Source organism: Nocardia sp. NPDC049190 (assembly GCF_040648115.1).
GTDB lineage: Bacteria > Actinomycetota > Actinomycetes > Mycobacteriales > Mycobacteriaceae > Nocardia.
Map to the genome: position 1 here is coordinate 349,259 of NZ_JBEZDE010000001.1, position 12,407 is coordinate 361,665.

11 protein-coding genes and 1 pseudogene are annotated in these 12,407 nt (G+C 65.4%); 5 read left to right on the forward strand and 7 right to left on the reverse strand.

Annotated elements, in window-relative coordinates; translation table 11 throughout:
- Positions 1–4 precede the first annotated feature (4 nt).
- The 3 genes from AB0B25_RS01300 to AB0B25_RS01310 all read left to right on the forward strand — a co-directional run bounded on the left by AB0B25_RS01300 (position 5) and on the right by AB0B25_RS01310 (position 3,301).
- The gene (locus tag AB0B25_RS01300; RefSeq protein WP_357172902.1) at positions 5–1,096 is read left to right on the forward strand and encodes an MCE family protein; all 1,092 of its coding nucleotides are present in this window, start codon (positions 5–7) and stop codon (positions 1,094–1,096) included.
- Positions 1,093–2,271, forward strand: a complete 1,179-nt coding sequence (locus AB0B25_RS01305; RefSeq protein WP_357172905.1) for an MlaD family protein — start codon at positions 1,093–1,095, stop codon at positions 2,269–2,271. The genes AB0B25_RS01300 and AB0B25_RS01305 overlap by 4 nt, the downstream gene beginning before the upstream one ends.
- A gap of 136 nt (positions 2,272–2,407) precedes the next feature.
- Entirely contained in the window at positions 2,408–3,301 is an 894-nt protein-coding gene (locus AB0B25_RS01310) for a hypothetical protein (protein ID WP_357172908.1), read from the forward strand.
- Between the two features lie 206 nt (positions 3,302–3,507).
- On the opposite strand, the gene AB0B25_RS01315 is transcribed toward AB0B25_RS01310, so the two are convergent.
- From AB0B25_RS01315 to AB0B25_RS01335, 5 genes are all read right to left on the reverse strand, one after another.
- Complete coding sequence (locus AB0B25_RS01315; RefSeq protein WP_357172911.1) at positions 3,508–4,080, reverse strand: ribonuclease H; 573 nt, start codon at positions 4,078–4,080, stop codon at positions 3,508–3,510.
- Between the two features lie 10 nt (positions 4,081–4,090).
- The gene (locus AB0B25_RS01320) at positions 4,091–4,561 is read right to left on the reverse strand and encodes an SRPBCC family protein (RefSeq protein WP_357172914.1); all 471 of its coding nucleotides are present in this window, start codon (positions 4,559–4,561) and stop codon (positions 4,091–4,093) included.
- Positions 4,562–4,700: 139 nt separating this feature from the next.
- Positions 4,701–5,885: an L-2-hydroxyglutarate oxidase gene (gene lhgO, locus AB0B25_RS01325; RefSeq protein WP_357172917.1), complete on the reverse strand. Its 1,185-nt coding sequence runs from the start codon at positions 5,883–5,885 to the stop codon at positions 4,701–4,703.
- A gap of 252 nt (positions 5,886–6,137) precedes the next feature.
- Positions 6,138–6,929 (reverse strand): TIGR03084 family metal-binding protein, encoded by a 792-nt coding sequence (locus AB0B25_RS01330; protein WP_357172921.1) that lies wholly within the window; start codon positions 6,927–6,929, stop codon positions 6,138–6,140.
- Positions 6,930–7,239: 310 nt separating this feature from the next.
- Entirely contained in the window at positions 7,240–7,806 is a 567-nt protein-coding gene (locus tag AB0B25_RS01335) for a helix-turn-helix domain-containing protein (RefSeq protein ID WP_357172924.1), read from the reverse strand.
- Between the two features lie 92 nt (positions 7,807–7,898).
- Here AB0B25_RS01335 and AB0B25_RS01340 point away from each other — a divergent pair, with 92 nt between their 5' ends.
- A complete protein-coding gene (locus AB0B25_RS01340; RefSeq protein ID WP_357172927.1) occupies positions 7,899–8,837 on the forward strand; it encodes an SDR family NAD(P)-dependent oxidoreductase in 939 nt (312 codons plus the stop codon).
- Between the two features lie 181 nt (positions 8,838–9,018).
- Positions 9,019–9,738, forward strand: a complete 720-nt coding sequence (locus tag AB0B25_RS01345; RefSeq protein ID WP_357172930.1) for a hypothetical protein — start codon at positions 9,019–9,021, stop codon at positions 9,736–9,738.
- A 71-nt stretch (positions 9,739–9,809) separates the two neighbouring features.
- Here the strand turns inward: AB0B25_RS01345 and AB0B25_RS01350 are convergent, their stop codons facing one another.
- Together AB0B25_RS01350 and AB0B25_RS01355 are read right to left on the reverse strand one after the other, a co-directional pair.
- Positions 9,810–11,348: an amino acid permease gene (locus tag AB0B25_RS01350; protein WP_357172933.1), complete on the reverse strand. Its 1,539-nt coding sequence runs from the start codon at positions 11,346–11,348 to the stop codon at positions 9,810–9,812.
- A 206-nt stretch (positions 11,349–11,554) separates the two neighbouring features.
- Positions 11,555–12,347, reverse strand: a pseudogene (locus AB0B25_RS01355) (class I SAM-dependent methyltransferase).
- Between the last annotated feature and the right edge of the window lie 60 nt (positions 12,348–12,407).

Consider the following 12,407-nt stretch of genomic DNA (forward strand, 5'->3'; position numbering starts at 1 on the left):
CCGCATGACGATCAAGGCACGCAGGGCGCTGGTCGCCGTCGCCGCGGTGGCCGGTGTCGGGGTCAGCTCGGGGTGCGGGCTCACGGTGGAGCGGCTGCCGTTGCCCAAGCCGGGCCTGTCCGGGGAGACCTACACCGTGCACGCGGTGTTCGACAACGCGCTGAACCTGCCCGATCAGGCGAAGGTGAAGCTCGGCGGTTCCGACGTCGGCGTGGTCTCCAGAATCACGACGAAGAACTTTCAGGCCATCGTGGATCTGACCATCCGCGAAGACATCGAACTGCCCAAGGGCAGCACAGCCGAGTTGCGCCAGGGCACTCCGCTCGGTGACGTGTTCGTCGCGGTGTCCAAACCGAAGGCCGAGCCGGGCACGCAGATGCTGCGCGGCGGCGACACGCTCACGCTGGACAGCACCTCCGCGGGCGCGACCGTGGAGCAGTTGCTGATCTCGGTCTCCCTGCTGTTCAACGGCGGCGGCATCGCCAGCCTGTCCAAATTAGCCTCGGAGCTGGACTCCATCGTGGGCGGTCGGGGCGGGCAACTGTCCCATCTGATCACCGAAATGACCGGAGTGGTCGGCAGTTTGAATGACAACACCGCCCGGGTCGACAGTGTGCTCAACGAGTTCAGCACGCTGGCGACCACTATCGAGTCGCGTCGTGGCGAACTCGGCGAGGTGGCCGACACGCTACCTCAGATGATCGGCGCCATCGCCGAGAACAACCGGGCTATCGGTGACCTGCTGACCAAGGTGTCCACCACGAGCGCCGCGCTCGGCGACTACTCCGATACCACCAGCCAACAGCTGGGCAGCCTACTGGACAACACCCAAAAGCTGATGGACGCGTTGGCCAGGACCGGTGACGGCTTCGGCGTTCTGCTCGATCGGTTGCGGGTGATACGGCCGAAGGTCGACGCGACCTTCCGCGGCAACAGCTTCGCGGTGTACGCGACCGCGACCAATCTCGACATCAGCGCGCTCACCGACCCGGAGCACGGCAAACTCCAGGATCTCAACGATCTGCAGGACTTCGCGGGCAGCCTGATCCAGGTACTGCAACTGGTGCAAGGCCGGGTGGCGGGAGGGCACCGATGACGCTGCTGTCCAAGCTGTTCGGACGCAAGCTGCTGCTGTCGAACCTCGGTCTGGTCCTGGTGCTGGTGGTCGGCGCCACCTACCTGATGGTGAACGTCATGCGGGTCAACCCGTTGCAATCCGACTACACCGTCACGGTGAACCTGGATCGTTCGGGCGGTCTGCAACCTGGCAATGACGTGACCCTGCGCGGCTGGCGGATCGGCAAGGTCAGCTCGATCGAGCTGACCGACCGTGGCCAGGCCATCACCGCCATCGCGCAGATCGATGCGAAGTACCGGATCCCGGTGGACACCGCGATCGCGGTGCAAGCGCTCTCCGGCGCCGGCGAGCAATACATCGACTTCCGACCGAACGCTGAGCAGGGGCCGTACCTGGCCAACGGCGCGGTGATCGATTTCGATCCGGCGAAAATCCACACGCCGACGCCGGTGTGGTCGGTCCTGGACAACTCCAGCGCGCTGATCGCGCAGATCGAGCCGGACAAGTTCAAGGTCATCCTGAACGAGCTGGATATCGCGCTCAGTGGTGGACCGGATCAGTTGCGCGGCATGGTCAATGGGATCAGCCTGGCCATGGCCGGCTTCGACTCCCTGCTGCCGCAGACCACCAATCTGATCACGAACTTGCGTACCATCGCCGAAACGACGTCGCACGCGCAGCCGGACCTGGCCACCCTGACCAGCAATTCCGGAGTGCTGTTCGAGCAGTTCAACAATGCGAACGCGGAGTTGCAGCGGGTGCTCGAGCAGGCGCCCGGCCAGCTCAGCAGCCTCGGAGCGGTGCTGGACAAAACGGCCGACCCGATCACCAGCCTGGCGACCAACTTCCAGGCGATCACCAAGGCCGCGCAGCTGCGGCTGCCCGCGCTGCGTGCGCTGTTCCCCTCGCTCGCGCTCGGTGGTGAGGCGCTGGGCATTCCGGCGCACGACGGCGAGTTCCACGCGATCGTCGATATCTGGCCGCGCCCGTTCTGCACCTACAACACTCCGAAGATCCGCAACGAGGTCGTGCAGGATGGCACGATTCCGAGGTGGCTCTACTGTGAGAACCCGCCGCCCGGGCAGCAGATTCGTGGCGCGGCGAATGCGCCGCGGCCCGATGTGCCGAACAACGGGGCGCATATACCGCCGGGAGTGGATCCGAACGAGCGGACTCTTCCTCCAGTGCGGTGAGTGTGTACCCGGTCCGGCGGCCGTTCCGTCATCCGGGCATACTCGCTGGTGGAACGCCTACGGTTCGCCGCTGGCGGGCCGGGATAAGCCGATCGGTGCGCGCCGACGCGCGCCGGGAAAGTGCAGGTTTGTATCGATGTCTACCGACGACGCCGAGCCCGACAAGGACGCCGAAAAGAAGGCCGCCGACAACGCCGAGGTCACCGACGAGGTGACCACCGAGCCGGATGATGCGGCGACCGCGGTTGAGTCGGATGATGCCGCTGTCGCGGTTGAGTCGGATGATGCCGCTAGCGCGGCTGAGTCGGATGATGCCGCTAGCGCGGTTGAGTCGGATGATGCCGCTGTCGCGGCGAAGACCGATGCGCCCGAACCGGAGAAGACGGACAAGGACAAGACGGGCGAGAAAGCCGACAACGCCAAGGCCGGTGTCCGCCGCGCTGCCCCAGCGCAATCCAGCACGCTGCCCTTGGTGGCCGCGTTCGTGGCCGGTGTCCTCGCGGTGGCCGCGATCACCGCTGTCGTCGTGTTCTTCCTGCAGGGCAAGAACCGCGGGGACAAGCTCGACGCGATCAGCGAATCCACCAGCACAGCGTGCGCATTCGGCAAAGACGTCTCCGTCTACGACTACTCGAAGAACCTCGACGAGTACTTCACGACCGTGAAGACCGGTGCGACCGGCGAGTTCCTCCAGGAGTTCGACGACGCGACCAAAGCGCTCAAAGACGCGATGGTCCAGGCGAAGGTCAAGTCCTGGGTCGACGACGTCCAGTGCGGCTACCAGTCCGGAGACACCACTTCGGCCAAGGTCCTGGTGACGCTCACGCAGTACCGGACCAACTTCACCCAGACCAACCCGGAACGGCAGTTCGTGGTGGTGATCGCGCAGCTGCAGAAATCGGGTGACAAATGGCTGGTCGAGAAACTCGACTCGCCGATGCTGAAAGGCGCGGGTACCGGCCTCCCCGGTGCGGTCGCCCCCAACAGCAACCAGCAGCCCGCCCCGCCTGCTCCGCAGCCAGGCAACTAGCCCAACCTCGCCACACCCATGCGCACCTGTCGGCGAGCGTAGTCATATTGCGGGGACCTACGTACCGGTTAACGACCATGTGACTACCGTCGACGACTTTCGACGGTTACGGGCAGGCGCAGAGTGGAGCCGAGTGCCTCCGGCGGTGGGCCGAGCCACCACCGCCGGAGGGCATTCGGGCGGTCTTCGTGGTCCGCGCGAGCGGGTCAGAACAGCGTCAATGTCTGTGGCGCCGATGGCGCGGCCGCCTTCGCCGCGGTTTCGTTCTTCATCGCTTCTGGCGCGGTCGGCGTTTCCGCTACCGGCACGATGGGGATTTCCGCGGTGTTCGCCTCGGCGACCGCCGCTGTGACCGCGGCCTTTCGGGCTGCTTCGCCGGCCAGCGCGTCGGCCTGCTCGTTGAAGTAATTGCCGACATGTCCACGGACCCAACGGAACCGGACCGGGCCCGGCCTGCTCGCGATGGCCTGGTCGATCTGTCGGACGAGTTCGACATTCTTCACCGCGCCGCCGGTGGACGTGCGCCAGCCGTTGATTCGCCACCCCGCGACCCACTCCGAGGCGCACTTGATCGCGTAGAGCGAATCGCTCTCGATGAGCAGGGGGTCGGGGCCGGGGTGGGCGACGATCGCCTCCAGCACGGCGCGCAACTCCGCGACCTGGTTGGTTCCGGACGCGGCTCCCCCACTCGCGGAGGAGCCCTGATGATTGACCCAAGCCCAGCCGATGGCGCCGCCGGGATTGCGGAGGCAGGATCCGTCGGTGCTCACTATGATCATGGTTGGCACCCTACGCAATCCGACCGACAAGATCGGTACCGTGGAATTCCTCTATCTCCCTTCGCAATTGGGACTCGGTGCGGCGGAGCGCCGATTTCACGACGGAATCCACCAGACCGACGGACATGCGCCCGACGAATCCGCGCGGTGGACCATACTCCGCCTCGGATGTCAGCACCGACCGCCCGTAGCCGAGCGGGTCGAATCGCAGTGTCAGCGTCCCGGATAAATGCCCACGGAGCGTATACCCGATCACCACGTTGCGGCGGTATTCGGTGATCTCGCATGTCATGGTCGTTCGCCAGAGTGCGACACAGGCGGTGGTCGCGAACACCGCGCCGAGGCCGTGGTTCTGTTCGCCGGTCGGCACGAATCTGGCGATGCCGAACATCCAATCAGGTACGAAGAGATGGTTGTCCGCGTAGCTGAATGCGACCTCTACCGGCGCTCCGACGTCACTCGCGTACTTGATGCGGCCCATAGGCCCTCCCTGTTCCACGACTGGCGTTAAAAGTACTACAGATCTCCTCTTTATTCGAGGGTTGAGCCGGATTCGGGCATGGCGTATTTCCAGATAGGGACCGGACGGTTGGTTGAGAGCACGGGCCGACCACGTGGTCTCAGAGCTGGTCGACGATGTACTCCGCGATCGGCATCGCCGAGGTTGCCGCTGGTGACGGAGCATTGAGCAGGTGGATCGAACGATCGGTGCGTTCGATCAAGAAGTCGTGCACCAGAGTTCCATCGCGCAGGACCGCCTGGGCGCGGATTCCTGCCTCGCGTGGAAGCAGGTCGGCTATCGTCAGTTCGGGACAGTAGCGACGGCACTGCGCCAGATAGCCGCGCTTGAACAGCGAATTGCGCAGTTCCCGTATACCGGTGCGCACATTGGTCAGGGCGACTCGGTGAAATCCGGGGTATCCCAGCACCTCTCGTGCATCTCTGGCGTCGAAGCCGCCTTTGCGGTATTCCTCCCTGGCCAGACCGAGCACCGCGTTCGGGCCGACGGTCAACGTTCCGTCGATCATCGGGCTCAGATGCACACCGAGGAACGGTAGATCGGGATCGGGGATCGGATAGATCAGCGTGCGCACCAACCCCGCACGGTTCGGCGGAAGCTGGTAGTACTCGCCGCGAAACGGAACAATGCGGAAATCGGTGCGCAATCCGGCTGCTCGCGCCATTCGATCGGCCTGCAGTCCCGCGCAGACCACCAAGCGGCGAGCCGTCCACGAACCGGTGCTGCCCGCGGCGGTCACCGCGTCCGCGGACTCGGTGAGTGTCGTGATCTCGGCGCCGAGTACCAGCCGCCCACCCGCGGCTCGGACCTGTGCGGCGAGCGCGGCGGTCACTCCGGCGTAGTCGATGATGCCGGTGCTCGGGACGAACAGCGCCCCTACGCCGGTCACCCGCGGTTCGCGGCGGGCGAGTTCCGCGGCATCGATCAGTTCGACATCCACGCCATTGGCAACCGAGCGCTCGTGCAGGGCGAGCATGCGGCGATATTCGACGTCGTCGGTGGCGACCAGCAGTTTGCCGCACACTTGGTACGGAATATCATGTGCCGCAGCGAAATCCTTGGTCCATTGCGCGCCGCGGCGGCACAACGCTGCCTTCAAACTGTCCGGCGGATAGTAGATTCCGGAATGGATGACGCCGCTGTTGTGCCCGGTCTGGTGGGTTCCCAGCGCTTGCGCTTTCTCCAGTAGCACGAGGCTCGCGCCGGGGTGGCGCGCCAGTATCCGATGCGCGGTGGCGACGCCGACGATGCCGCCGCCGATGACGCAGAAGTCGTAGGCGCTCATGCCGAGCACAGTAGGCGGTGGGGTGAGCGCGGCATCGCGGCCGGGGCCGACCGCACTCGCAACAGGGGGCTGGATTCCGCGTCTTCATGTTTCCGCCGCGGTGCGAGCGGGTAACAACCGTCTAGCTGGCGAGCGTCATTCTCGACTGCCACATCGAGACACCCGGCCAACGGCGTCCGGTCGTCGACACGAACGGCGCACCCAAGTGTGGCGCTCGCCCGCTCCCGAATCGCGGGACCGGGTATCGGCGGGTCAGTCGAACTGGCCCGCTGTCCTGCCCTCTCCCGTGGGACCAGCGAAAGCCTGTGCGATGGTGAGCCATTCGGCGGCATCGTCTCCCCGCGCCTCGATCGCGAGGTCGTTCGGATGGCGGCGCTGGGTCACCAGCAGGCAGAAATCCAACGCCGGTCCGATCACTCGCTGCGCGGCATCCTCCGGGCCCCACGCCCAGATGGTGCCGTCAGGTGCGGTCAGTTCCACTCGAAACTCCTCGGCGGGTGGCGTCTTTCCATGCACCGTGTACGCGAAGTTCCTGGTCCGCACGCCGATGTGGGCCACGGTGCGAAGTCGCACAGTGGGCGGCCTGGTGACACCGAGGGAATCGGCCACGTCCTGGCCGTGCGCCCAGGTCTCCATGATTCGGGCGGTGATCATCGAGGCGGTGCTCATCGGTGGGCCGAACCACGGCAACTTGACGCCGACGGGTGTCGCGCGAAGTGCGTCGGTGAGTGCGACACGTCCGCGCCGCCATCGATCGAGCAGTTCGGCAGGAGGTGTGGATGCGGCTGCCTCGGCGGCTTCGTCCACAAAAGTGAGCACCCGCGGGCCCGCTTCGGTCAGTAGCTTCCGGAAAGCGTCGGCGTCCGTGGCCGCGATGGTCGCAACCTCATCGGTCCAGGCCAGGTGGCCGATCTGGTGCGCGATGGTCCAACCGGTCGCAGGGGTTGTCCGTGCCCAGTCCACTTGCGCGAGCGGGGTGACGAGTCGTTCCAGATCCGCGCATTCCTCGGCGAAATCATTGAGCAGCGCTTCGAGGTCAGCCATCTGTTCCCTTTGCCGATCGAGGCACACCTCCGTGTGCTGTCGCGGTTCAGCTTTGCAGCGCGCACAGAAAAAGGCAATCGTGCATGCTTGTATTCGGTGAGCCTGCTGCCGAGTAGTGATTATTCCATCTACCTGCAGAAATGACTGCGCTAGTGACGTGGAGGAGGTGGCCGATCTCGCCCGGCGTGCACCCCATCCGCCGTCTCGTGGTTTCTGCCGGCCTCGCGCGCGCTTCTGATCGACCTGACTGTCCGCCGGACCACGGCGCCGACGTGGCGATCGGCGGACACTGTCCGGCGCCCGCAGATGCTCAGCGCTGGAGGCGTAGTCCGTCCATGAGTAGATCGAGCAGGCGACCGGCCTGTTCGCGGCGTTCCGGGCCTGCGGTGGCGAGCGACACGCCACTGAAACCGACCAACACGTCGTCGGGCTCGATGTCCGTACGTAACATGCCGGCAGCCGCTCCGGCCCGCAGCAGAGTCGACACCGCAGCGGTGAGCTGGTCGCGGCTTTCGGAGAACGGGTTGCCGCCGGAGGCGATGAGTGCGCGCAGCGCGTCGCCCATGCCGCGCTTGGTGGTCATATAGTCGACGAAGCGGTCCATCCAGGTGCGTAACGCCTGGTCGGGAGGCATATCGCGCAAGAGGTCGCCGACCGAGTCACACAGCCGGGCGAGTTCGTTGCGGTAGGCCGCGTCGATCAGCGCCTCGCGGGTGGGGAAGTGGCGGTACAGCGTGCCGATGCCGACGCCTGCCTCCTTCGCGATGGCATCGAGCGTGACATCCGGACCGTCGCGCGAGAACGCGCGGACGGCGACCTCGAGCAGTCGGTCCCGATTGCGCCGCGCGTCGGCGCGAAGTGGGCGTTCGGTTGCCATCAGAGCCTCCCGGGAATGAAACGGAGTAACCTCCGGTTTGACGTTGGTACCGGAGAATCCTCCGGTACGACTCTACCGAGACGGGACACGTCATGAGCGATCGCATCACAACCCCCTTCAGTGCTCAGTCGACCGCCGCCGAGGTGATCGCCGCCATCGACCTCGCGGGCCGCCGCGCCGTCGTCACCGGCGGCGCGTCCGGTATCGGCGTCGAGACGGCGCGCGCCCTGGCCGGCGCCGGCGCGGAGGTGACCCTCGCGGTGCGCAATGTCGAAGCAGGCGAGCGCACCGCGGCCGACATCATCGACAGCACTGGCAACAAGCAGGTGCTCATCGCCCCGCTCGATCTCGCCGACCAGGCCTCCGTCGCCGCGTTCGTCGCAGGATGGGATGGACCGCTGCACATCCTGGTCAACAATGCGGGCGTCATGGCCTCGCCGCTCCTGCGCACAGTGCAGGGCTGGGAAATGCAGTTCGCCACGAACCACCTCGGCCACTTCGCGCTCGCCACCGGCCTGCATCGCGCGCTGGCCGAGGCAGCCGGCGCCCGCGTCGTGTCGGTCAGCTCGAGCGCGCATCACCGTTCACCGGTTGTCTTCGACGACATCCACTTCGAGCGCCGCCCGTATGATCCGTGGTCGGCGTATGGGCAGTCCAAGACGGCCAACGTGCTGTTCGCCGTCGAGGCGACCACACGCTGGGCAGATGACGGGATCACCGTCAACGCGCTGATGCCCGGTGGCATTCGCACCAATTTGCAGCGGTACATATCGGACGAGGAACTCGATCGGCTGCGCGCGGCCGCGGGCGGTGCCGATCTGCGGTGGAAGACGCCTGAGCAGGGCGCGGCCACCTCGATTCTCGTCGCGACGTCACCGCTGCTCGACGGTATCAGCGGACGTTATTTCGAAGACTGCAACGAAGCCGAGGTCGGCAAACTCGGCGCGCGTAGCGGCGTAGCCGAATACGCGCTGGATCCCGATGCCGCCGCCCGGCTGTGGCAGGTGTCGGTCGAGACCTTGACCCGTTGAGGGCGGCGGCCGCCGGTGCGCCAGGGTGGCCCTATCGAGTCAGGACGTCGAATGGTGGTTGGCGCAGCAGCAAGACGCGGCGACTTCACGACTACGACGTAGACGATGTCTCCTCGATCGCTTTCGACTCGATCGGCTGTCGGGTTGGTCCGGCGCGGATGTCCGTCGGTAGGGTCGCGGCATGTCGACGGGGTTTGATATTCGTACGGAACTCGTTCGGGGGGTTGGTGATCGGGCCGGCGCGTGGCAGTTCATCAAGGAATTTGTGGCGCACTGGATGTCACCTTTGACCGAAGCGGACGGGTTCAGTGAGGCCGAACTCGCGCCGATCGAGGACCTGCTCGAGCGGCGGCTTCCGCCGGCGATGCGTGAGGCGTACGGATTGTTCGGGCGGCGATCGGATCTGACGAGCCGTCAGGACGATTTTCGACCGCCGACCAGCCTCTTCGTGGACGATGACGAGGAGATCGTGACATTCCGGGTGGAGAATCAGGGTGTCGTCGAGTGGGGAGTGCGGATATCCGAACTGGTCATGCCGGATCCTCCGGTGCTGGTTCGATCGCACCTGGATGACACGTGGAATGTGTGGCTCGACCGGTTCTCGTTGGCCTGTATCGAATTGGTGCTGTCGGAATCGCTGTGCGGAGAAGTAGAACTCATCGAATCCAGGTGCCTTACCGACACTGACTTGGCGGGTATGGAGCAACTGTTCACACGGCTACCGATCCCGGAATGTCGTTGGGACCCGGATGTTCCCGGCTATCGTTGGTTTGCCGGCCAGGATGTCTTGTTGCGTGTGGACCCAGCAAACTGGTTGTTCGTACGGGCTCGCACCCCCGAAGCCTTGGACGAGTTGCGTCGTTCCTGGCCCGGAGATCGGGTGCTTGCGGAGGATTCGTGAAGAGCCGGGGAGCGTCGTTCGACTGAGCGTTTCCCCGGCGCTTCGCGCTCGGCATATCGTCGCCGAGGCTTCTACTCCTGCTCGTGTTCGTCGAGAATGGCGACCGATTCACTTGCCTCGTGCTGGCGCAGCGGACGCTCGGCCACGACCGGGAACTTGCCTGTGATGCCCTCGCGCTGCTGCGCGATGCTCGCCACCCGTTTGCGGGCCAGGAACCATCCGCCGACCAGCGCTGGAACCATGATGACGCCAGCGGCCAGCACCGCGCCGCGCTGCACCTCGTCGTCGCTGAACGCCATCAAGACGACCACGGCCGCCAGGAACACCAGCGTCGCGACGCTCGTATAGGGCGTGCCGATCAACCGGAAGGAGGGACGCTCCGCCAGCCCTTTGCGCCACCACCGCCACAGTTGCAGTTGACAGACGACGATCGCGCCCCAGGACGTGATGGTGCCCAGCGTCGACATATTCAGGACGATCTCGAATGCCTTCTCCGGCACCACCGCGTTCAGCCCGACACCGATCAGCGCGATCGCGGCCGTCGCCAGGATGCCGACATAAGGCACCCCACCCTTCGACATCCGTGCCGCGATCGCCGGCGCACTGCCGTTCATCGACATCGACCGCAGGATTCGGCCGGTCGAATACAGGCCGGCGTTCAGGCTGGAGAACGCCGCGGTCAGCACCACCAGATTCATCACCGACCCGGCGCCGTGCACACCGATCCGCGCGAAGAAGGTGACGAACGGGCTCTCACCGGACTTGAAGACGATGTAGGGCAGCAGCAACCCGAGCAGCACCAGCGATCCGACATAGAACAGCGCGATTCGGGCGATGACGGAGTTGATCGCGCGCGGCATGATCTTCTCCGGGTTCTCCGTCTCGCCGGCCGCCGTGCCGACGAGTTCCACCGCGGCGTAAGCGAAGACGACGCCGGTGGTGACCATGACCAGTGGCAGGACACCGCTCGGGAACAACCCGCCGTTGTCGATGATGACACTGGGTCCGGTGTGCTGTCCGCCGATGGTGAACCTGCCCGCGAGGAAGATCGTGCCGATGATCAGGAAGGCGACCAGCGCGACGACCTTGATCAGCGCGGCCCAGAACTCCAACTCACCGAACCACTTCACCGAGACAAGGTTGACGCTCACCACCAGCGCCAGGGCGACCAGGGCGATCAGCCACTGCGGTATCGCTTCGAAGGCCCCCCAGTAATGGACATACGTGGCGACGGCGGTGATGTCCACGATTCCGGTCATGCACCACTGGAAGAAGTACATCCAGCCGACCGCGAAAGCCAGCTTCTCGCCGTAGAACTCACGGGCATAGGAAACGAACGACCCGGAGGACGGACGATGCAGCACCAGTTCGCCCAACGCCCGCAAGATGAAGAATACGAACACCCCGCAGACGGCATAGACCAGAAAGAGGCCGGGGCCGGCATTGGCGAGCCGGCCGCCCGATCCGAGGAAGAGTCCGGTGCCGATGGCGCCACCGATCGCGATCATCTGCAACTGACGCGGACGCAAGGTCTTGTGGTATCCCGCATCTTCCGCATGTAGCGCGTCCGCGGACGCCGGCACCTCCGCGGGAGGTCGCACTGTTGTCATGGCCAGGGCCTCTCTCCGGTGACGGCTATCACATCGCTGCTGAATGTACCGTCAACCAACGGCCCGATCAATAGGTGGCCGTTGTCTCGGCCTGCTCAGGCGACGGACTCGACTCCGGGCGCAGGCTGTCGAACACCCCGACACAGTGCGCAAATGCACCCAGCGCACGCACCCAGGGGAAAAGAGCGAAGGGTTCAACTGCCCGCTCACGGTTTGGTGTAGACCACCGCGGCTTGCTTTTTGGTCGGGACGAACTCGACGGTGATCGCGGGGTCTGCTGCCGCGCCGAGCGCGGTGAACGCGGACTTGCTGTAGGAGCGCAGCATGTTGATGTACGCGTCATGGAGAACGGGGAAGACCGCGGAGGGGGAGGAGTTGGCCAGGACGAGCACGATAGCGGGGATGAGGACGAGCGCCGGAAGCAGCGCGGCCGCGATCGAAGGCGGCCGTTTCAGGTCGAAGACGAGGAATTTCTTCCCGGCTCGGGTGGCTTCGGCTATGGCTCGGTGGGCGGCGTGCGGAGGTAGGTGGTGGAAGGCCGAAGCGAACACGACCAGGTCATAGCTATGGTCGGGTGCGTCGATGCCGGTGGCGTCGGTGACCTTGGCGGTGGCGCGGGGATGCGCGCCGAGCGGGCCGGCTTCGATGGTGGCGACCGATGTCGGGGTCCAGGTCGGTCACGGTCACTTCGGCGGTCGGATGTAGCGCCAGAATGTGTGCCGAGAGCCGGCCGTGCCCGGCCCCCAGTTCGAGGATCCGTGGATTCGCGATGCCCGCGATCTGTTCGAGGACCAGCCGTGCGTTGCATTTGTGGTGGCCGGTGCGCTCGCCGGCACGGTCGAGGTAGGCGACGATCCGCTGTCTTCGTTCGTCGGGCACGTCGTGTCGGTCGAGATATTCGCGCCTATCGGTCTGTAGGCGGCGGTCGAGCCAGGATGCATCCGGACCGCCACGGGGCATCGAGTCGATCGTCGCGCGGTCAGGTGCGTCTCGAGTCATCGGTGCCACCTCTGCGCATAATTTCAATCGCGGGGGTGCGTATACCGATGGCTGTCAGGG

Coding starts and splice junctions, on each gene's coding strand:
- AB0B25_RS01315 (WP_357172911.1), bottom strand. CDS start 4,080: ATGATCATAGTGAGCACCGACGGATCCTGCCTCCGCAATCCCGGCGGC.
- AB0B25_RS01300 (WP_357172902.1), top strand. CDS start 5: ATGACGATCAAGGCACGCAGGGCGCTGGTCGCCGTCGCCGCGGTGGCC.
- AB0B25_RS01335 (WP_357172924.1), bottom strand. CDS start 7,806: ATGGCAACCGAACGCCCACTTCGCGCCGACGCGCGGCGCAATCGGGAC.
- AB0B25_RS01350 (WP_357172933.1), bottom strand. CDS start 11,348: ATGACAACAGTGCGACCTCCCGCGGAGGTGCCGGCGTCCGCGGACGCG.
- AB0B25_RS01340 (WP_357172927.1), top strand. CDS start 7,899: ATGAGCGATCGCATCACAACCCCCTTCAGTGCTCAGTCGACCGCCGCC.
- AB0B25_RS01320 (WP_357172914.1), bottom strand. CDS start 4,561: ATGGGCCGCATCAAGTACGCGAGTGACGTCGGAGCGCCGGTAGAGGTC.
- AB0B25_RS01330 (WP_357172921.1), bottom strand. CDS start 6,929: ATGGCTGACCTCGAAGCGCTGCTCAATGATTTCGCCGAGGAATGCGCG.
- AB0B25_RS01310 (WP_357172908.1), top strand. CDS start 2,408: ATGTCTACCGACGACGCCGAGCCCGACAAGGACGCCGAAAAGAAGGCC.
- lhgO (WP_357172917.1), bottom strand. CDS start 5,885: ATGAGCGCCTACGACTTCTGCGTCATCGGCGGCGGCATCGTCGGCGTC.
- AB0B25_RS01305 (WP_357172905.1), top strand. CDS start 1,093: ATGACGCTGCTGTCCAAGCTGTTCGGACGCAAGCTGCTGCTGTCGAAC.
- AB0B25_RS01345 (WP_357172930.1), top strand. CDS start 9,019: ATGTCGACGGGGTTTGATATTCGTACGGAACTCGTTCGGGGGGTTGGT.